The sequence below is a fragment of the Salinibacterium sp. ZJ70 genome (genome assembly GCF_011751865.2).
Lineage (GTDB): Bacteria > Actinomycetota > Actinomycetes > Actinomycetales > Microbacteriaceae > Homoserinibacter.
In genome coordinates, this window is sequence record NZ_CP061770.1 from 2,392,863 (window position 1) to 2,410,962 (window position 18,100).

18 protein-coding genes and 1 tRNA gene are annotated in these 18,100 nt (G+C 69.4%); 5 read left to right on the top strand and 14 right to left on the bottom strand.

Annotation, left to right across the window (positions count from 1 at the left end; all coding sequences use genetic code 11):
* Positions 1-17: 17 nt before the first annotated feature.
* The 6 genes from HCR12_RS11310 to HCR12_RS11335 form a co-directional block, all read right to left on the bottom strand.
* Positions 18-353 (bottom strand): Rv3654c family TadE-like protein, encoded by a 336-nt coding sequence (locus tag HCR12_RS11310; RefSeq protein ID WP_166866473.1) that lies wholly within the window; start codon positions 351-353, stop codon positions 18-20.
* A 77-nt stretch (positions 354-430) separates the two neighbouring features.
* The gene (locus HCR12_RS11315) at positions 431-778 is read right to left on the bottom strand and encodes a TadE family type IV pilus minor pilin (RefSeq protein WP_166866475.1); all 348 of its coding nucleotides are present in this window, start codon (positions 776-778) and stop codon (positions 431-433) included.
* Entirely contained in the window at positions 756-959 is a 204-nt protein-coding gene (locus tag HCR12_RS11320) for a DUF4244 domain-containing protein (protein ID WP_224763440.1), read from the bottom strand. Before HCR12_RS11320 ends, HCR12_RS11315 begins: the two co-directional genes overlap by 23 nt.
* Positions 960-1,108: 149 nt before the next feature.
* Positions 1,109-1,477, bottom strand: coding sequence for a PH domain-containing protein (locus HCR12_RS11325; protein WP_166866477.1), 369 nt, complete (start codon positions 1,475-1,477; stop codon positions 1,109-1,111).
* Between the two features lie 49 nt (positions 1,478-1,526).
* Positions 1,527-2,456 carry a type II secretion system F family protein gene (locus HCR12_RS11330; protein WP_166866479.1) on the bottom strand — a complete coding sequence of 310 codons (930 nt, stop codon included), beginning with the start codon at positions 2,454-2,456 and terminating at the stop codon, positions 1,527-1,529.
* Positions 2,453-3,385 (bottom strand): TadA family conjugal transfer-associated ATPase, encoded by a 933-nt coding sequence (locus HCR12_RS11335; RefSeq protein WP_224763442.1) that lies wholly within the window; start codon positions 3,383-3,385, stop codon positions 2,453-2,455. Before HCR12_RS11335 ends, HCR12_RS11330 begins: the two co-directional genes overlap by 4 nt.
* Before the next feature lie 435 nt (positions 3,386-3,820).
* Between HCR12_RS11335 and acs the strand changes: the two genes are divergently transcribed.
* The 3 genes from acs (at position 3,821) to HCR12_RS11350 (ending at position 6,595) form a co-directional block, all read left to right on the top strand.
* Positions 3,821-5,785, top strand: coding sequence for an acetate--CoA ligase (acs, locus tag HCR12_RS11340; RefSeq protein WP_166866485.1), 1,965 nt, complete (start codon positions 3,821-3,823; stop codon positions 5,783-5,785).
* Positions 5,786-5,923: 138 nt separating this feature from the next.
* Positions 5,924-6,394 (top strand): hypothetical protein, encoded by a 471-nt coding sequence (locus HCR12_RS11345; protein ID WP_166866487.1) that lies wholly within the window; start codon positions 5,924-5,926, stop codon positions 6,392-6,394.
* A 3-nt stretch (positions 6,395-6,397) separates the two neighbouring features.
* On the top strand, positions 6,398-6,595 hold the full coding sequence (locus tag HCR12_RS11350; protein WP_166866488.1) for a helix-turn-helix transcriptional regulator: 198 nt from the start codon (positions 6,398-6,400) through the stop codon (positions 6,593-6,595).
* 47 nt (positions 6,596-6,642) lie between these two features.
* Here HCR12_RS11350 and HCR12_RS11355 read toward each other — a convergent pair whose 3' ends face one another.
* The gene (locus tag HCR12_RS11355; RefSeq protein ID WP_166866490.1) at positions 6,643-7,101 is read right to left on the bottom strand and encodes a RidA family protein; all 459 of its coding nucleotides are present in this window, start codon (positions 7,099-7,101) and stop codon (positions 6,643-6,645) included.
* A 215-nt stretch (positions 7,102-7,316) separates the two neighbouring features.
* On the opposite strand from HCR12_RS11355, the gene HCR12_RS11360 reads away from it, so the two are divergent.
* Entirely contained in the window at positions 7,317-9,947 is a 2,631-nt protein-coding gene (locus HCR12_RS11360; RefSeq protein WP_166866492.1) for a transglycosylase domain-containing protein, read from the top strand.
* Entirely contained in the window at positions 9,944-10,906 is a 963-nt protein-coding gene (locus tag HCR12_RS11365) for a metallophosphoesterase (protein WP_166866494.1), read from the top strand. Before HCR12_RS11360 ends, HCR12_RS11365 begins: the two co-directional genes overlap by 4 nt.
* A gap of 27 nt (positions 10,907-10,933) precedes the next feature.
* On the opposite strand, the gene HCR12_RS11370 is transcribed toward HCR12_RS11365, so the two are convergent.
* The 7 genes from HCR12_RS11370 to HCR12_RS11400 all read right to left on the bottom strand — a co-directional run bounded on the left by HCR12_RS11370 (position 10,934) and on the right by HCR12_RS11400 (position 18,067).
* Positions 10,934-12,493 (bottom strand): UDP-N-acetylmuramoyl-L-alanyl-D-glutamate--2,6-diaminopimelate ligase, encoded by a 1,560-nt coding sequence (locus tag HCR12_RS11370; RefSeq protein WP_166866496.1) that lies wholly within the window; start codon positions 12,491-12,493, stop codon positions 10,934-10,936.
* 196 nt (positions 12,494-12,689) lie between these two features.
* Positions 12,690-12,766 (bottom strand) — tRNA-Pro (locus tag HCR12_RS11375).
* 50 nt (positions 12,767-12,816) lie between these two features.
* Positions 12,817-13,482, bottom strand: coding sequence for a thymidine kinase (locus HCR12_RS11380; RefSeq protein WP_166866498.1), 666 nt, complete (start codon positions 13,480-13,482; stop codon positions 12,817-12,819).
* Complete coding sequence (locus HCR12_RS11385) at positions 13,482-14,165, bottom strand: response regulator transcription factor (RefSeq protein ID WP_166866501.1); 684 nt, start codon at positions 14,163-14,165, stop codon at positions 13,482-13,484. Before HCR12_RS11385 ends, HCR12_RS11380 begins: the two co-directional genes overlap by 1 nt.
* 56 nt (positions 14,166-14,221) lie before the next feature.
* On the bottom strand, positions 14,222-15,310 hold the full coding sequence (locus HCR12_RS11390) for an Rv2578c family radical SAM protein (protein ID WP_166866502.1): 1,089 nt from the start codon (positions 15,308-15,310) through the stop codon (positions 14,222-14,224).
* Positions 15,311-15,410: 100 nt separating this feature from the next.
* Positions 15,411-16,889, bottom strand: a complete 1,479-nt coding sequence (locus tag HCR12_RS11395; RefSeq protein ID WP_191412337.1) for a malate:quinone oxidoreductase — start codon at positions 16,887-16,889, stop codon at positions 15,411-15,413.
* 119 nt (positions 16,890-17,008) lie between these two features.
* Positions 17,009-18,067, bottom strand: coding sequence for an aspartate-semialdehyde dehydrogenase (locus tag HCR12_RS11400; RefSeq protein ID WP_166866508.1), 1,059 nt, complete (start codon positions 18,065-18,067; stop codon positions 17,009-17,011).
* Positions 18,068-18,100: the final 33 nt, after the last annotated feature.

Here is an 18,100-nt window from a genome sequence, read left to right on the forward strand (position 1 = left end):
GCCGTGTCCGGCGCCACTCACGGCGGCCCTGCGCGAGACGTGATGCGGATCGGAACTCCGAGGAGCTCGGCGGAGGCCTCGACCGTGGCGACGGCTCCGTCGAGCGCACAGGACGTGAGCCGCGCACCGTGCGCCCGCGCGACGCGGTCCGCGACCGCACACGGATCTCCCGCGACGACTCCGAGTCGCACGTCCGCGGCGGCAAGCGCCGCAGCATCGGCCGCCGCGACGACCCGCTGCCGGGCGGCGAAGGCGGCGGTCGCGACGATGAGCGAGAGCGCGACCAGCACCACGACCGCGACGATCGCGAGGGCGAGCACCGAACCCGCGCCGTCGTCTGCTCGCCACCGCATCAGCACGAGTCGCCGGAGCACCCGCCGTCGCATCCGAGACGGCGGCCGCGGTCGTCGCGGACGTCGCGGACGTCGCATCATCGGCCCCCATCGAGCGCACAGCTCGTCGCCTGCAGGCGCAGGCCGGTCGCCCCGATCGGCCCGGCCGCGGGCGCGCTGACCCGCGCGCACACGAGCTCGCCCGACATCCAGCTCTCGAGACCGACCCCTGCGATCCCGCGAGCAGCGTGCCCTGCCGCGACCGCCGCCGATTCGCCCCGACCGAGCGACCGCGCCGCATCGGCCGCGGCGTCCTGGAGGCGCACCTGCTGCGCGCTCACCGCGACCCCGCTCACACACAGCCCGAGCACGAGCGCGACAGCGGGCAGCGCGACCGCGAACTCAGCGGCGGCGCTGCCGGCGTCATCCGCCCACACTGAGCGCATTGCGCACCAGGTCGGTCAGGATCTGCTGCACCTCACCCGATCGGAGGATCACTACCAGCAGCCCCGCGAAGCCCACTGCCGCCATGATCGTGATGACGTACTCGGCTGTGGCCGCCCCGTCGTCATCCTGCAGCCGCCGCAGCCGCCGCTGCATCCGCTCGCTCAACCGCATCAACCGCATGCCGTACTCCTCTATCGGAAGGTGGTCGGCACGACCCTTCGATCGTCGTCGAGCGCGGGGCTGCTCATTCTCCGTTCACCCGCACCCGTGCACGACGACGACGCCCCCACCCTCGGGAGGAGAGCAGGGGCGACGGTGGGCACTCGGAGTCAGTGCTGCAGCACCGCCCACGCGATCAGGCTGTCGATGCGACGGATGTCGGCGCCCTTGCCGACCTTCACTTTGATGTGCCCGGCGCGCGTCCACAGCTCGATCTCGGAATTCCAGTCGAGCGTGCCCGCGTTCTCGGACGACCACATGTTGATGGCGTTGTACGGGAGGGAGTAGATCTCGACCTTCTTGCCGGTGATGCCCTGCGCGTCGCGCACGATGAGGCGCTTCGTGGTGAAGGTCGCCGAGTCGCGGAAGGTCTTGAACGAGGCGACAGCCTGCTCGCCTTCGACGAGAAGGGAGTCGACATCGGCGGGTACGGGGATCTCCTGCTGGAGAGTCCAGGTCAGGATCGGTGCGGTTTCCATCCCTCCAGTCTCGAACGGGACGGGATCGCTGTCGCCCCCCACCTCTGGGTCAGAACGCTGCGAGCACGTCGCGCAGAATACCGAGGATGAGCGGCACGACGCCGAGGAGCACGAAAGCGGGGAGGAAGCAGACGGCGAGCGGTGCGAGCAGGCGCGTGCCGAGCACCGCCGCGGACCGCAGCCCATCCGTGAGGGCCACCCGGCGAGCGCGGGCGGCATCCCCCCGCAGCAGCGCGGATGCGGGAACGCCCGCCCGCCGCGCGAATGCGAGCGTCGCTTCCGCTTCCGCATCCGCGGCCTCCACCCCGCATTCGCGCGCCGCCTCGGCCACGAGCGTGAGCGCGCGGTCGGGTGGCGCCCCGCCCGACAGCGCAAGCGCAAGCAGCTCAGGTCCGATGCCCGCGTGCACGTCGCGGATGCGCGCCGCCGCGATGAGCCTGCGGTTCCAGCGCGTGCCCGCCACGAGACCGCCGATGCCCAGCGCCGCCGCGGCGGCGCCGGGGACGCTGCCGAAAACGATGCCGAGCACATCCACGCCGAGCAGCACACCGAGCCCCAAGCCGGCGAGCGGCAGGAAGGCGACCGTGCGCGCCGTCGCGATGGGGCCTGCGAGTGCGACGTCGATCTGGCGCTCCACATCGGCGTGTGCCCGCAGATCGTGCGCCGAGCGTTCGAGCGTGGCAGCGAGCGGCGCACCGGTTTCGACCGCGACCGACCACGTAGCCGCGACCGTCGCCCATGCGCGCTGCGGTCCGGATCCCGCCGGCACCCCCGCCCCCGCCCCCGACGCACCGCGCAGAGCATCCGGCACTTCGGCGGGGCTCGCGCACCCTGCCGCCGCCCGCCACGCGGGTGATTCTTCGGCGAGCGCCCGCACGGCCGTCATCGGGTCGAGTCCAGCCGCCAGAAGCACGCTCAGCCAGTGGACCTCGGCGGCAAGCTCCTCGAATGGCGCACCGGCGTCACCCTTGGCCTTCATGTCGACTCCGCGAGGAGCCGCCCCGCTGCGTCGATGCGCAGCACCCCGCATTCGGCGACCCGCCGCACGCCCTCGGGCGTGCGTTCCAGGTGCAGCACGGTGTCGAACGCGCTCACGGCCTGGCGCGCGACGGCATCCGGCGACCACCCCACGAGCGCGCCGAGAGCTTCGAGACGAGCGGGAACATCGGCGAGCGAGTTGGCGTGCAGGGTGCCGGCACCGCCGTCGTGACCGGTGTTGAGCGCGCTCACGAGCTCGCGGAACTCGAGCCCGCGGCACTCCCCCACCACGAGCCGGTCTGGGCGCATCCGCAGGGCCTCACGCACGAGCCGGTCGAGCCCGATCCCGCCCGCACCCTCGAGGTTCGGCTGGCGCGACTCGAGCCGCACGACATGCGGGTGCGAGACGCGAAGCTCGGCGACGTCCTCCACCACGACGATGCGGTCGGCGTGGGAGGCATGCGCGAGGAGCGCGGCGAGGAGCGTGGTCTTGCCGCTTCCGGCGGCACCCGTGATGAGCAGGTTGGCTCGATCGGCGACGAGACGCGCGACCGCATCCAACGGCACCCGCGCGAAGAATCCGCCAGCGGCAAGGCCCTCGAGCGACAGCGGCACGGCACGCGGCACGCGGATCGACAGTGCGGCTCCTGGCCGCGCCAGCGGCGGAAGGACCCCGTGCACGCGAATGCCGTCGCCGAGGCGCACATCGCCGCACGGAGTCGCCTCGTCGAGATGCCGCCCGCCCGCCGCGACCAGACGCACAGCGAGGTCGCGCGACTCCCCGCTCGGGATGCGCACCGGCTCGGGCACGGCTCCCTTCCCGCGGTCGACCCACACACCGCCGTCGGGGTTGACGAACACATCCGTCACGTCGGGGTCGGCGAAGTAGGGCGCGAGCGGGCCGAGCAGTTCTGGCGTCGGATGCGACATCGCTCGATCGTGCGCGCGCGCCGGTCGCAAGCGGAGTCGCCCCCGTGACATCGGGGAGGAACGCGCGGCACACCCCCTGGGGAGGACCCTCCGCAGGAGCGGCCGACAGCGCCGGAAACGCGGGAGAGACGGAGGGGCGGCGCCCAGTTGGGGGGAAGAGGGCGCCGCCACTACGGTGCCAGGATGGGGGAGATCGTGGCACCGCGAATCCGAGAACTATTCGCTCGGTGGGCCTCATCCTACTCAGATCGCGCCGCATTTCAACGGTCGATCCACAGGGCACGCTCCGCTCACCTGCCCCGCGCTACCGCTCATCGCAGCATCCGCGCGATCGTCGCCGGCACGTCGGCTGCGCAGGTACGATCAGAGCGTTCCCCGGAAGACTCCGCGCGACTACAGGCACAGTCGCGATTCGACACAAGGATGATGACGTCCATGACCTCGATCGACAGCCTGCTCACCGAGACCCGCCGCTTCGCACCGAGCCCCGAGTTCGCCGCTGACACCGTCGTCAGCCCCGAACTCTACGCCCGCGCGAACGACGACCGTCTCGCCTACTGGGCCGACCGCGCCCGTGAGCTGCACTGGCACAAGCCCTTCGAATCCGTCCTCGATTGGACGAACCCCCCGTTCGCGAAGTGGTTCGCCGATGGCGAGATCAACGTCGCCTACAACTGCCTCGACCGCCATGTGCTCGAGGGGCGCGGCGACCGCGTCGCGATCCACTGGGAGGGCGAGCCCGGCGACAGCCGCAGCTTCACCTACGCCGAGCTCACGCGTGAGGTGAAGCGCGCCGCCAACGCCCTCGCGAGCCTCGGCGTGGGGCAGGGCGACCGCGTCGCCGTGTACATGCCGCTCGTGCCCGAAGCCCTCATCGCGATGCTCGCGATCGCCCGCCTCGGCGCGATCCACTCGGTCGTATTCGGCGGCTTCAGCGCCGAATCCCTCCGCGCCCGCATCGACGACGCCCAGGCGAAGGTCGTGGTGACGGCCGACGGCGGTTACCGCAAGGGAAAGGTCTTCGCCCTGAAGCCCACGGTCGATGAGGCCGTCTCGGGCGAGACGAGCATCGAGAAGGTGCTCGTGGTGAAGCGCGGCGGCAACGACGTCGCGTGGACCGAGGGCCGCGACGTCTGGTGGCACGACGTCGTCGACACCGCATCCGACGAGCACGAGGCGCAGGGCTTCGAGGCCGAGAACCCGCTGTTCATCCTCTACACCTCGGGCACCACCGGAAAGCCGAAGGGCATCGTCCACACGTCGGGCGGCTACCTCACGCAGGCCGCCGCGACCCACCACGACGTCTTCGACCTGCACCCCGAGAAGGACGTCTTCTGGTGCACCGCCGACATCGGCTGGATCACGGGCCACAGCTACGTCGTCTACGGCCCGCTCGCGAACGGCGCCACCCAGCTCATCTACGAAGGCACCCCCGACACCCCGCACCCGGGCCGCTGGTGGGAGCTCATCGAGAAGCACAAGGTGACGATCCTCTACACCGCGCCCACCGCGATCCGCTCGTTCATGAAGCTCGGACGCCAGATCCCGCAGGAGTTCGACCTGTCGAGCCTGCGCCTGCTCGGCTCGGTGGGCGAGCCCATCAACCCGGAGGCGTGGATCTGGTACCGCGAGGTGATCGGCGCGGGAGTCACCCCCATCGTCGATACCTGGTGGCAGACCGAGACGGGCGCGATCATGATCGCGGCGCTCCCCGGCATCACGGCCGTCAAGCCGGGCAGCGCGCAGGTGCCGCAGCCCGGCATCAAGGTCGACATCCTCTCGGATGACGGCACGCGCGTCGATCCGCCGAACGGCGGCCTGCTGACGGTCCGCGACCCGTGGCCGTCGATGCTGCGCGGCATCTGGGGCGACCCGGACCGCTTCGTCGAGACGTACTGGGAGAAGTTCCGCGACGACGGCTGGCGCTACTTCGCGGGCGACGGCGCGCACGTGGACGAGGACGGCGACATCTGGCTGCTCGGCCGCATCGACGACGTCATGAACGTCTCGGGCCACCGCCTCTCGACGACCGAGATCGAGTCGGCGCTCGTCGGCAACCCGATGGTCGCCGAGGCCGCTGTCGTCGGCGCCTCGGATGAGACCACCGGCCAGGCGGTCGTGGCGTTCGTGATCGTGAAGCAGTCGCACCGCGAGGAGCACACGGACGAGGAGTTCGTCACACTGCTGAAGTCGCATGTGACCCAGGCGATCGGTGCGATCGCCCGCCCCCGCGACATCTTCATCGTGACGGAGCTTCCGAAGACCCGCTCCGGCAAGATCATGCGCCGCCTGCTGCGCGACGCCGCCGAGGGCCGCCAGATCGGCGACACCACGACGCTCGCGGACACGATGGTGATGCAGACGATCAGCGACAAGATGCGGACGCGCGCCGCAGTCTGACGTGACAGGGAAGGAGGGGGCCGGATCGGATCCGGCTCCCTCCTTCTGCGTTCCTCCCGCAGAACTCCCCTTGCGTCAAGCACGCTTGACATGGGACGCTGATGCAACACGTCAAGCTCGCTTTACAGGGAGGCGGAAATGCTCGAACAGGACGACACCGACACCCGCTCGCGTTGGGGCCGTGTGCGCTTCGGCAGCAGGCGCGCATCCGCAATGGCGGTCGCCCTGCCCATCGGAGCCACCCTCGCGATCGCCGCAGGGGCGATCATCGGCACCACCGGAAACGCCGGCCCGCATCCGCTGATCGCAAGCATCCTCATCGCGATCCTGCTGACACCGCCGCTGGCAGGGTTCGCATGGATCGCCCTCGTCGACCGCGACACCCTGCGCGGCGCGGCCCGCGACCCCGAGCAGACCGTCGAATCCGCGTGGTACGTGCGCGCCAGCAGCGATGCCTTCACCGACGTGCTGCTCATCGTCGGTCTCGGAACCGCCGCCGTCGCCCTCACGGGAGCGGAGTTCCCGACGACCCTCGCCCTCGCCGCGGTGCTGCTCGTCGCGATGGGGGCATTCGGCATCCGCTACGCCATCCAGCGCCGACGGGGCTGAGCGGTGCGCAACAGCCTCCCCGACCTGCGGCGGGACCGCGGATGGTCGCAGCAGCGGCTCGCCGACGAACTGGGCGTCTCCCGGCAGACGATCATCTCGATCGAACGCGGGCGCTTCGATCCCTCCCTGCCGCTGGCGTTCCGCATCGCGCGCGCATTCGAACTGCCGATCGAGCAGATCTTCGACGCCGCCGACGAATGAGGAAGCGGGGGTCGGATCGGATCCGGCCCCCGCTTCGCGTGCTCAGGTCAGGCGAACTCGAGCAGCAGCTCCACCTCGACGGGCGCGTCGAGCGGCAGCACCGCGACGCCGACAGCCGACCGCGCGTGCACGCCGATCTCGCCGAAGATCTCGCCGAGCAGCTCGGACGCGCCGTTGACGACGCCCGGCTGGCCCGTGAACTCCGGCGCGGACGACACGAAGCCGACGACCTTGACGACCTTCGTCACGCGATCGAGCGACCCGATCACCGACTCGGCGGCCGCGAGGGCGTTGAGCGCGCAGACGCGGGCGAACTCCTTCGCCTCCTCCGCGGAGACCTCGGCGCCGACCTTGCCGGTGGCAGGCAGCACGCCGCCCACCATGGGCAGCTGGCCCGAGGTGTAGACGTGGTTGCCCGAGACGACGGCGGGCACGTATGCGGCCACGGGGGCAGCGACAGGGGGCAGCGCAAGCCCCAGTTCGGTCAGACGGTCGGCGATGCTCACAGGTCTCCCCCTTCGATAGGACGCTTAAGATATGCCACAAGTCCACCCTCAGGACCGGTCACGATCTGGACCAGCTCCCAGCCCTGAGAACCCCAGTTATTGAGGATCGCGGTGGTGTTGTGGATGAGCAATGGCGTAGTGAGATATTCCCATGTCTGCAATTTTGAGGCTTCCGTTCAGCAATTGAGAGGGTCACGTCCCCTACCCTGAACCCTATGCCCGCTCAAAGATCATCGGCTACGAGTCTGTTCGGGGCCGGTCTCGGCCTCATCGGATTCAGCGCCATCGCCGGTCTGCTCGTCACCGTCATGGTCGCACCCGCGATCGCCGTGACCGGCATGACCGCCGCGAATTCGGTGAACGTGTTCAACGACCTCCCCGAGCACATCACGCTCGAATCCCAGCCGCAGCGCAACCAGTTCATCGCGTACGAAGCGGACGGCACCGAGGTGCACGTCGCCGACCTCTTCGACCAGAACCGCGAAGACGTGCCGCTGGACCAGATGGATCAGGACCTCATCTGGGCCGCCATCGACGGTGAGGACCGCCGCTTCTACGAGCACGGCGGCGTCGACATCCCGTCCGTCGCGCGCGCCGCGCTCGGCCAGGTCACCGGCAACGACGCGGGTGGCGCCTCGACACTCACCATGCAGCTCGTGCGCAACATCCTCGTCTCGCGTGCCGAGAACACGCCGCTCTCCGCGACATACACCAAGGAGATGCGCGACGAGGAGGTCAAGGCCGCCACGTGGCCCGACATGGGCCGCAAGCTCAAGGAGATGAAGTACGCGATCTCCCTGGAGAAGCAGTACACCAAGGAGGAGATCCTCGCCGCCTACCTCAACATCGTGCTCATGGGCGGCACGACGTACGGCGTCGAGGCCGGCGCTCAGCGCTACTTCGGCACCACGGCGAGCGAGCTGACACCCGCGCAGGCCGCGAGCCTCATCGCGATCGTGCAGTACCCCTCCGCGCGCAACCTCGGCAACCCCGAGAACTACGAGAAGAACCGCGAGCGCCGCGACATCATCCTGTACTGGATGCACAAGGAGGGTCACCTCACCGACGACGAGTACGCCGAAGCGAAGGCGACCCCGGTCGACGAGACCACCGTCATGAACAACGCTCCGCGCAACGGCTGCACCTCGGCGCCTGAGCACCTGCGCTTCCCGTGCGACTACGCACTCAAGTCGATCTACAACGGCGAGGTTCCCGCCCTCGGCGCGACCAAGGCACAGCAGCTGGAGAACTGGAAGAAGGGCGGCTACACGGTCGTCCTGTCGGTCGTGCCCAGCCTCAACGCCGTCGCCACGCAGACCGCCGCTCAGTACGCCGACCCGGGGGAGACCCGGATGCAGCTGGGTGCGGGCGTCTCGAGCGTCGAGGTGGGCTCCGGCCGCATCCTCGTGATGGCGCAGAACAAGACCTTCGACGACACCGGTGCAGGCGATAAGCAGATCACCACGGCCGTCAACTTCTCCGCCGATGCGTCGCACGGCGCGAACAAGGGCGCGCAGCCCGGATCGACGTACAAGCCGTTCACGCTCCTCGCGTTCCTCGCGGCCGGTCACGGCGCGATGGAGACGTTCGATGCGAGCGTCCTCAAGATGCCCATGTCGGCGTTCCGCGACACCTGCAACGCCGGCGGCGTCTGGGGCGGACCCGACTACACCTTCCGCAACGACTCCGGCGAGCGCGGGCTCTACAACACCATCCGCGGAACCGCGGCGTCGGTGAACTCCGTCTTCCTTCAGATGGCGGCCGAGCTCGACCAGTGCGAGATCCGCGATATGGCCCGCTCGCTCGGCGTGCACCGCGCCGACGGTGCGCCCGACGGCTCCGACCTGTACACGAACCCCTCGTGCGCGCTCGGTGGATGCGACAACAACCTGTCGCCGCTCACCATCTCGGCCGCGTACGCGGCGATCGCCAACCAGGGCACCTACTGCAAGCCGATCATCATCGACCGCATCCTCACCCAGTCGGGCGAGGACATCGGCGGCCAGCCGATCAGCTGCAACCCGAGCCTCGCCTCGCCCGCTGTCGCGAACACCGCGGCCCACGCGATGGCGCAGGTGATGACGGGCGGTACAGGTAGCGCCTCGAACCCGCGCGACGGCACCCCCTACATCGGCAAGACCGGAACGGCGAACAAGGCCCAGAACACCTGGATGGCCGGAACCTCCACGCGCGTCTCGACCGCCGTGTGGGTCGGCAACATCAGCGGCAACCAGAGCCTGCGTGCCATCAGCGTGAAGGGCGTCTACGGCGGCACCATCCGTCACCGCATCTTCAAGCCCATCGCGCAGGCGATCGACGGCATCTACCCGGGAAGCGCCTTCCCCGGCCCCGACCAGTCGCTCATGACCGGAACGCCCGTGATCGTGCCCGACAACCTCGTCGGCGGCACCCCGGAGCAGGCGATGCAGGCACTCAAGCTCGCCAAGCTCACCTACGAGGACGGCGGCGAGGTTGACTCCGATCTGCCCAAGGGCACCGTCGCCGCGACCGACCCGGGCTCGGGTGCATCGGTTCCGAAGGGATCCGCGGTGCGCGTGTTCACCTCGAACGGTCAGGCCACGAGCGTGCCCGACGTCGCCGGCAAGTCGTTCAGCGACGCATGGAACGCCCTGCAGAGCGCAGGGTTCACGAATGTGACGCAGGCGTGTGAGGCATCGAGCCCCTCCGATCCCCCGTCGAGCCTCGACACCGTCGTGGCCCAGAACCCCGCAGCAGGCTCGGTCGTGAATAAAGCCAACGAGGTGCGCCTCACCGTGCGCAAGGCGAACTGCGGCGGTCCGGGCGGCGGAGGCGGTCCGGGCGGCGGCGGGCCCGGCAGCCCGTGAGTGCTGGACGGGTCGCAGGCTCGATCCTGGGGGCGGCAGCTGTCGCCGGTCTCGCCACGCTCGCGTGGGGTGTGTTCGTGGAGCGGAACCGCTTCACGGTGCGCCACGAGACCGTGCCGGTGCTCGCCCCCGGATCGCGGCCGCTCACGATCCTGCATCTGAGTGACTTGCACATGCTGCCAGCGCAGCGCGCGAAGCAGGACTTCGTGCGCTCCCTCGCGGCCCTCGAACCCGACCTCGTGATCGACACGGGTGACAACCTCGGCCACCGCGACGGACTCGAGGGCGTGCGACGCGCGCTCGAGCCGTTCGCGGGAGTGCCGGGCGTCTTCGCGCACGGCTCGAACGACTACTTCGGGCCCCAGCTGAAGAATCCCTTCCGCTACTTCGCCGGGCCCAGCTCGCGCGGCACCAGCGATGAGAACCACGAGCGGCTCGACACCGAAGCTCTCAACGGATTCCTGGGCGACGAGCTCGGCTGGTGGGACCTCAACAACGCCGTACGCGCCGTCGAGCTCAAGGGCTCGCGCATCGAGTTCGTCGGCACCGCCGACGCGCACCGCGGCTGGGACAGCACCGACGAGGTGCCGGGCTCAGTGGCGCGGATGCGCGAGCACTCGGGCTGGTCGAAGACGGACGCCGTTCCGCCGCTCACCGTGGGTGTCACGCATGCGCCCTACCAGCGCGTGCTCGACGCCTTCGTCGACGTGGGCTCCGACGTGATCTTCGCCGGCCACACCCACGGCGGCCAGGTGCGCATTCCCGGGCGCCCCGCGCTCGTCACGAACTGCGACATCCCCCACGCGCAGGCACAGGGACTCAGCATGTGGCACACGATGGACGGCGCCGCCCACCTGCAGGTGTCGGCTGGCCTCGGCACGTCGATGTATGCGCCCGTGCGGTTCGCGTGCCCGCCCGAGGCGGTCGTGGTGACGCTCACGGCAGCCGACGCCGCCTGATCGACCGCTCGGCACAGCTGGGCGGGATCAGCCTCCGGCGGCCAGAATGGCGCGCGCCTCGGCGACCGTCGGCGCGCCCACGGGTGAGGTCGGCAGGCCGCCCAGCGCGACACCGCGCAGGGCCAGTCGCAGTGCCACCCGGTCATCCCACGGCAGCTCGACGCCGCCGATCGACATGCTCTGCTTGTGCCCCTTGCCGCACGCCACCACGACGTCACCCGGCTGCGCGGCCTGCACGGCGGTGAGGATCGCGGTGCCGCGATCCACGATGCGCAGCATCGACTCGCCCATCACCGCACCCGCCCCGGCCGCCGCGGCCTCCATCGTGTCGAGGATCTCATCGACCGGCTCGGTGCGCGGGTCGCTCGCCGTCATGATCATGAGGTCGGTCTGCTGTGCGGCGATCGCGGGCATCGTGTGGCGCTTCTCGGTGTCGCGGAGCCCCGCGCAGCCGAACACGGCGATCAGTCGCCCGCCGGGTGCCACCAGGCGCCGCAGCGACGGGAAGAGCTGCTCGTAGGCATCCGGGGTGTGCGCGAAGTCCACGAGCGCCGTGAACGGCTGCCCCTCGTCGACGAGCTGCATGCGCCCGTCGACGCCCTCCACACGATCGAGGCCGCGCTGGATCGTCTCCGGCGTCCACCCCCGGCCGAGCCCGTAGGCGATCGCCGCGAGCGTGTTGTAGACGTTGAAATCGCCCGTGAGCCCTGTGCGGTACTCGTCGCCGTCGACCGACATCCGGATGCCGGATCCGTCGATCACGACGTTCTGTGGGCGAAAGTCGCCGCTGTGAATGCCGTACTCGACGACGCGGGCGCCCGCGGAGGCGTCGCGCATCCAGGCACCATAGGGGTCGTCAGCGTTGATGACCGAGAGTCCGCCCATCTCGCCGACGCGCTCGAACAGGATCGCCTTCGCGTCGCGGTAGGCCTCGATCGTGCCGTGGTAGTCGAGGTGCTCGTGCGTGAGGTTCGTATAGACGCCGGAATCGATGCCGATGCCGTTCAGGCGCCCCTGCTCGAGACCCTGGCTGCTCATCTCGACGAGCGCCTCGGGGAAGCCGTTCGCCACCATCTGCTGGAACATGTCCTGCACCTGGGGCGCGCCCGGCGTGGTCACGTGGAGACCCACGGGGATGAAGCCCTGGCCGTACTCGGTGCCGATGGTCGAGATGAGGCCCACGGGGGCATCCGTCGCGGCGCCGATCACTCCGCGGAGCAGCATCGTGGTGGTCGTCTTGCCGTTCGTGCCGGTGACGCCCGTGACCTCCATCTTGCGCGTCGGCCAGCCGGCCCACGACGCCGCGAGGTAGCCGATCGCCTGCTGCGCGGAGGTGACACGCACGTAGGGCACGCCGAGGTCGATCGAGTCGACGTCGCTCACGATCGCGACCGCGCCGCGGCGCACCGCCTCAGCGGCGAGCTCACGGCCATCGACGACCTTGCCGCGGCGGGCGATGAACACCGAACCCGGCTGCACCTCGTCCGCACGCTCGACAGGCGACGCGAGAACTTCGGCGTCGCCGGTGACGTTGAGGAGCATCCCCTCCGGAAGGTCGCGGAGCAGGCCGGAGAGTCGCATCGGCATGGTCCCGAGTCTAGGCGAGCCGGATGGGCTCGGGCTGTGCCGCCGCCCACCGCCAACCTGCACGCAACCGGCCTTGAGGTGTCAGTTTGTGCCGCCGCGGGCGCCCGCCCGGCGGCACAAACTGACACCCCAGGGCGGGCAGGCTGTGCAGTCCGGGAATGAGAAAAGGACCGCCTTGCGGCGATCCTTTTCTCATTGGTCGGGGTAACAGGATTTGAACCTGCGGCCTCGTCGTCCCGAACGACGCGCGCTACCAAGCTGCGCCATACCCCGGTGCTGCCAGAGGCAACTTGTCAAGGATACCCGATTCTGGGACGTCCCCATCACATGAAGTCGGGATCCGGCGCATCCTTGTAGCTGAAGTCGAGCTTGGGGCGCCACCCGCGATTGAGAACGCCGCCCGACTCCTCCAGGTAGCACGCGCCGCACAGCGACTCATAGCCGGCACCGACGCCGTCGATCGCCACCTGGTCGCCGTCGAAGACGAACTGGTCACCCACCTTGCGCGCATTGAAGACCGCCTTGCGACCGCAGCGGCAGATCGTCTTCAGCTCCTCGAGCGAATGGGCGATCTCGAGAAGCCGACGGCTGCCGGGGAACGCGACCGTCTGGAAGTCGGTGCGGATCCCGTAGGCGAGCACGGGGATGCTCAACTGGATGGCGATGCGCAGCAGATCGTCGACCTGACCTTCGCTGAGGAACTGCGCCTCATCCAGCAGCAGGCAGCTGATCTCGCGGCCGCGCTTCTCGACAGCCGATGCTCGTTCGCGCGTGAACAGCTCCAGCAGATCGTCGCCCGGGGCGATCGTGAAATCGACGGTGCGCGAGACGCCGAGTCGCGACACGATCTCGTCGTCGCCCTTCGAATCGATCGCAGGTTTCGCCAGGAGCACCTCGTGGCCGCGCTCCTCATAGTTGTACGCGGCCTGCAGGAGCGCGGTGCTCTTTCCGGAGTTCATCGCTCCGTAACGGAAGTACAGCTTCGCCACTATTCCAGGTATCCGTCCTCGGCTGCTCGCCGGATCAGTTCGGCTTTCTTGCCGGCCGGGCGGCCGACCTTGGCATACTTCTCGCGCACGCGGCGCAGGTACGTCTTCGCAGTCTCATATTGCACACCCATCTGGGAGGCGACCGCGTTGGTGCTGTAGCCGGCGACGTAGAGGCGCAGCGCGTCCTCTTCGCCCGGGCTCAGCTTCGGCTTGAGACGCGGCAGCGGCGGGTGCTGCGAGTGATCGACCTCGGGCGTCACGGTGGAGGCGCCGAGCCCCATCACGCGGCGCGCCGACGCCATGACCGCCGACATCGGCAGCGACTTCGCGAGGAAGTCGGCAGCTCCGGCGGCGGCGGCGCGCTCGCGCGCCTCGCGAGTGTCGAGGCTCGAGAGCACGATCACCTTGGCGCCGGCGGCACGGCAGGTGCGCACACGCGCCTCGATCGAGATCGCCTCGTTGAGCTGCAGATCGATGAAGACGAGATCGGTGGGGAACGCCGGGCTCTGCACTAGCTCGAGCCAGCTGGACGCCGCGAGCACCACATCGAAGTCGGGTGCGTTCTGCGCGACCCACGATGTGAGCGCTTCGAGGAGCACCTCGTGGTCATCGAGGATCGCGAGCCGAACGGGTGCAGCTGCGGGTTCACCTCGACGCACTGCGCTCGACGGGGTCGCTGCCATGCGCTCGAGCCTACCGAACGGTAGGCATCCCTCCGGGTGCCCCACATCGCGTCGCGTCAGAAGAGTGTCGGCTGGAGCGCGGCAGCCGCCGCGGGGCTGAGCTCGGCTGCGAGAGCGCGCGACGCCTCGCCCGAGGCGGCAGTGCGGACGCCGCGCATTGCCGCGGGGGTGCCCGTTGCGGGGTCGAGACGCGGCCGGTCCAGCCCGTAGCGGCGCAGCAGAGGTCGGATGCGCGCAGCGAGCTGGCGTCGGTACTCCTTCGGCGCGTAGGCGCCGTCTCCGTAGAGCGCGCGGTAGCGGGGCGCGAGCTCGGGGTGTTCGCGAACGAGCCATGCAGCGAACCACTCCTTCGCCCCGGTGCGCAGGTGCAGCGCGCTGTAGGCGACGCTCGTGGCGCCCGACTCGGCGATCTGCTCGAGCGCGAGCGCCAGGTGCTCACGCGAATCGGTGAGGTAGGGCAGCACCGGCATGAGGAACACCGAGCACGGCAGCCCTGCCTCGCGCACGGCCTTCACCGTGGCGAGGCGAGCGGCGGTGGAGGGCGTGCCCGGTTCGATCGACTTCTGCAGCGTCTCATCGAACGCGGTGAGCGAGATCGCCGTCTCGACCGGCACGCGCTCGGCTGCCGCCTGCAGCAGCGGGATGTCACGACGCAGCAGCGTGCCCTTGGTGAGAATGCTGAACGGCGTGCCGGATGCCGCGAGCGAGGCGATGATGCCGGGCATCAGCCGGTAGCGCCCCTCGGCCCGCTGGTACGGGTCGGTGTTGGTGCCGAGCGCCACAGAGGGGCGCTCCCAGCTGGGACGCGCGAGCTCGCGCTCCAGCACCTCCACGATGTTGACCTTGACGATGATCTGCGAATCGAAGTCGCGGCCCGCGTCGAGGTCGAGGTAGGTGTGGGTGTTGCGGGCGAAGCAGAAGCGGCACTGGTGCGAGCATCCGCGGTACGGATTGATGGTCCACCCGAACGGCAGGGAGCGCGCGGCTCCCGGCACATGGTTGAGCGCGGACTTCGCCAGCACCTCGTGGAAGGTGATGCCGGCGAACTCGGGCGTCTGCACGGTGCGCACGAAGTTGCCGAGGCGCGCGAAGCCCGGGAGGGCGTCATCCGCCTCCGCCGTCAGCTCCTGTCCGCTCCACCTCATCCACGCATTCGAACACCTGTTCGAATGTGTGTCAAGGCGCGGCGTGTCCTCCTCCCGAAGAGAACACCCGGGAGGAGCGGACGCGGTCAGCGCGCGGGCGTCACTCCTCGATGCCGAGCACTTTCGCGGTGCCCTTGAGGATCTTGGCCGCCGACTTCGGCTTGTCGGTGAGCTTGGTGCCGTACGACGGGATCATCGCGGTGAGCTGCGGCTTCCATTCCGCGATGCGGTCGGGGAAGCAGGTGTTCAGCACGTCGAGCATGATCGGCACGGCCGTGGATGCGCCCGGCGACGCGCCCAGGAGTCCGGCGATCGTGCCGTCGCCGCCCGCGACGACCTCGGTGCCCATCTGGATGATCGGCTTGCCGTTGGCATCGCGCTTCATGATCTGCACGCGCTGGCCGGCGGTGATGCGGTACCAGTCGTCCTGCTTCGCGTTCGGCGCGAACTGCTGCAGCACGCTGTGCTGCTTCTTGCGGCTCGCGAGCAGCTCGGTGACGAGGTACCAGACGAGGTCGAGGTTCTTGATGCCCGCACCGATCATGGTGCCGAGGTTGTGGAGCCGGATCGAGCCGAACAGGTCGAACCAGGAGCCCGTCTTGAGGAACTTGGGCGTGAAGCCGGCGTAGGGCCCGAAGAGGAGGCTCTTCTGGCCGTCGACGACGCGCGTGTCGAGGTGCGGCACGGACATCGGCGGAGCGCCGACAGACGCCTTGCCGTAGACCTTCGCCTGGTGCTTGGAGACCACCTCGGGGTTGTCGGTCCGCAGGAACTGGCCGCTGATCGGGAAGCCGCCGTAGCCGCGGATCTCCTTGATGCCTGAGCGCTGCAGCAGCGACAGTGCGGCGCCGCCCGCGCCCACGAAGACGAAGCGCGCATCCATCGTGAACGGCGTCTGCCCGACGTCGCGACGACCGGTGATGCGCCAGGTGCCGTCCTTCTGTCGTTTGAGGCCGGTGACGCGGCGACCGGTGTGCAGTGTCGCCCCGTTGGCGACGAGGCCGTCGATGAGGTTCGAGGTGAGCGCACCGAAGTCGATGTCCGTTCCGCCCACGATGCGGGTCGCGGCGATCGGCTGGCTCTTCTTGCGGCCGGGGATGAGCAGCGGCGCCCACGAGCGGATGACGGACGCGTCGGTCGAGAACTCGATGCCCGGGAAGAGGGGGTGGTCCTTGAGCGCCTCGTAGCGGCGGCGCAGGTAGTCGACGTTGTCCTCGCCCCACACGAAGCTGATGTGCGGCACCGGGTTGATGAACTTGTCGGGCTCCGGCAGGAGGCCCTTCGACACGAGGAACGACCAGTACTGGCGCGAGACCTGGAACTGCTCGTTGATCTTGACGGCGTTGGTGGTGTCGATGACGCCGTTCTTCTCGGGCGTGTAGTTGAGCTCGCACAGCGCCGAGTGGCCGGTGCCCGCGTTGTTCCACGGGTTCGAGGATTCCTGGGCGACGTGCGGCAGGGCCTCGAGGATCGTGATCGACCAGTCGGGTTCGAGCTGCTGCAGCAGCGAGCCGAGGGTGGCGCTCATGACGCCCCCACCAATCAGGACGACATCCACCGGTTCAGACACGACGAACATCTTACGTCGCCCCGCAGGTGCGAAGTCCGGGCCCTAGGTCCCGTGCACCCCGCATCCGGAGACGACTGATCCCGGGGCGTCGGAGGACGCACCCGGGATCAGTGACGAGGTTCGACGACTCAGGCTGCTGCGAGCACCTTCGCGGCGGCGAGCTCGGCGATCTGCACGGCGTTGAGCGCCGCGCCCTTGCGCAGGTTGTCGTTGGCGATGAACAGCGCGAGCCCCTTGCCCTCCGGAACCGACTGGTCCTGGCGGATGCGTCCTACGAAGCTGGGGTCGGCGCCGGCCGCCTCGAGCGGGTTCGGGATCTCGGAGAGCTGCACGCCGGGGGCGGCCGCGAGGAGCTCCTCGGCGCGCTCGGGGGTGATCGGGTCGCGGAAGGTCGCGTTGATCGAGAGCGAGTGGCCGGTGAACACGGGCACGCGCACGCAGGTGCCCGAGACGAGCAGCTCCGGGAGCTCGAGGATCTTGCGGCTCTCGTTGCGGAGCTTCTTCTCCTCGTCGGTCTCGCGCTCGCCGTCGTCGACGATCGAGCCCGCCTTGGCGATGACGTTGAAGGCGATGTTGCGCGGGAAGGCGCCAGGGGCGGGCAGCTCGACGGCGGATCCGTCGTGCACGAGACCCATCGCGTCCTGCGAGACCGCGGCGCTCACCTGCTCGAGCAGCTCCGTGCCGCCCGCGAGGCCAGCGCCCGAGACCGCCTGGTAGGTGGAGACGACGAGACGCTCGAGGCCGGCCTCGGCGTCGAGCACCTTGAGGACGGGCATGGCCGCCATCGTCGTGCAGTTGGGGTTGGCGATGATGCCCTTGACGGCCTCATCCATCGCGTGCGGGTTGACCTCGGAGACGACGAGGGGAACCTCGGGGTCCATGCGCCAGGCCGACGAGTTGTCGATCACGAGAACGCCCGCCGCGGCGAAGCGCGGGGCCTGGATCTTCGACATGGCACCGCCCGCCGAGAAGATGGCGACATCGAGGCCCGACGGGTCCGCGGTGGCGGCATCCTCGACGACGATCTGCTCGCCCTGGAACTCGAGCGTGGTGCCTGCACTGCGCTCCGACGCGAAGAAGCGAATCTCCGAAATCGGGAATTCGCGCTCCACGAGAAGACGACGCACGACGGCGCCGACCTGACCTGTGGCGCCAACGACGCCGAGACGAATTCCCTGGTTGCTCATAAGGACAGATCGTACCGGGAGCCGCATGACGCG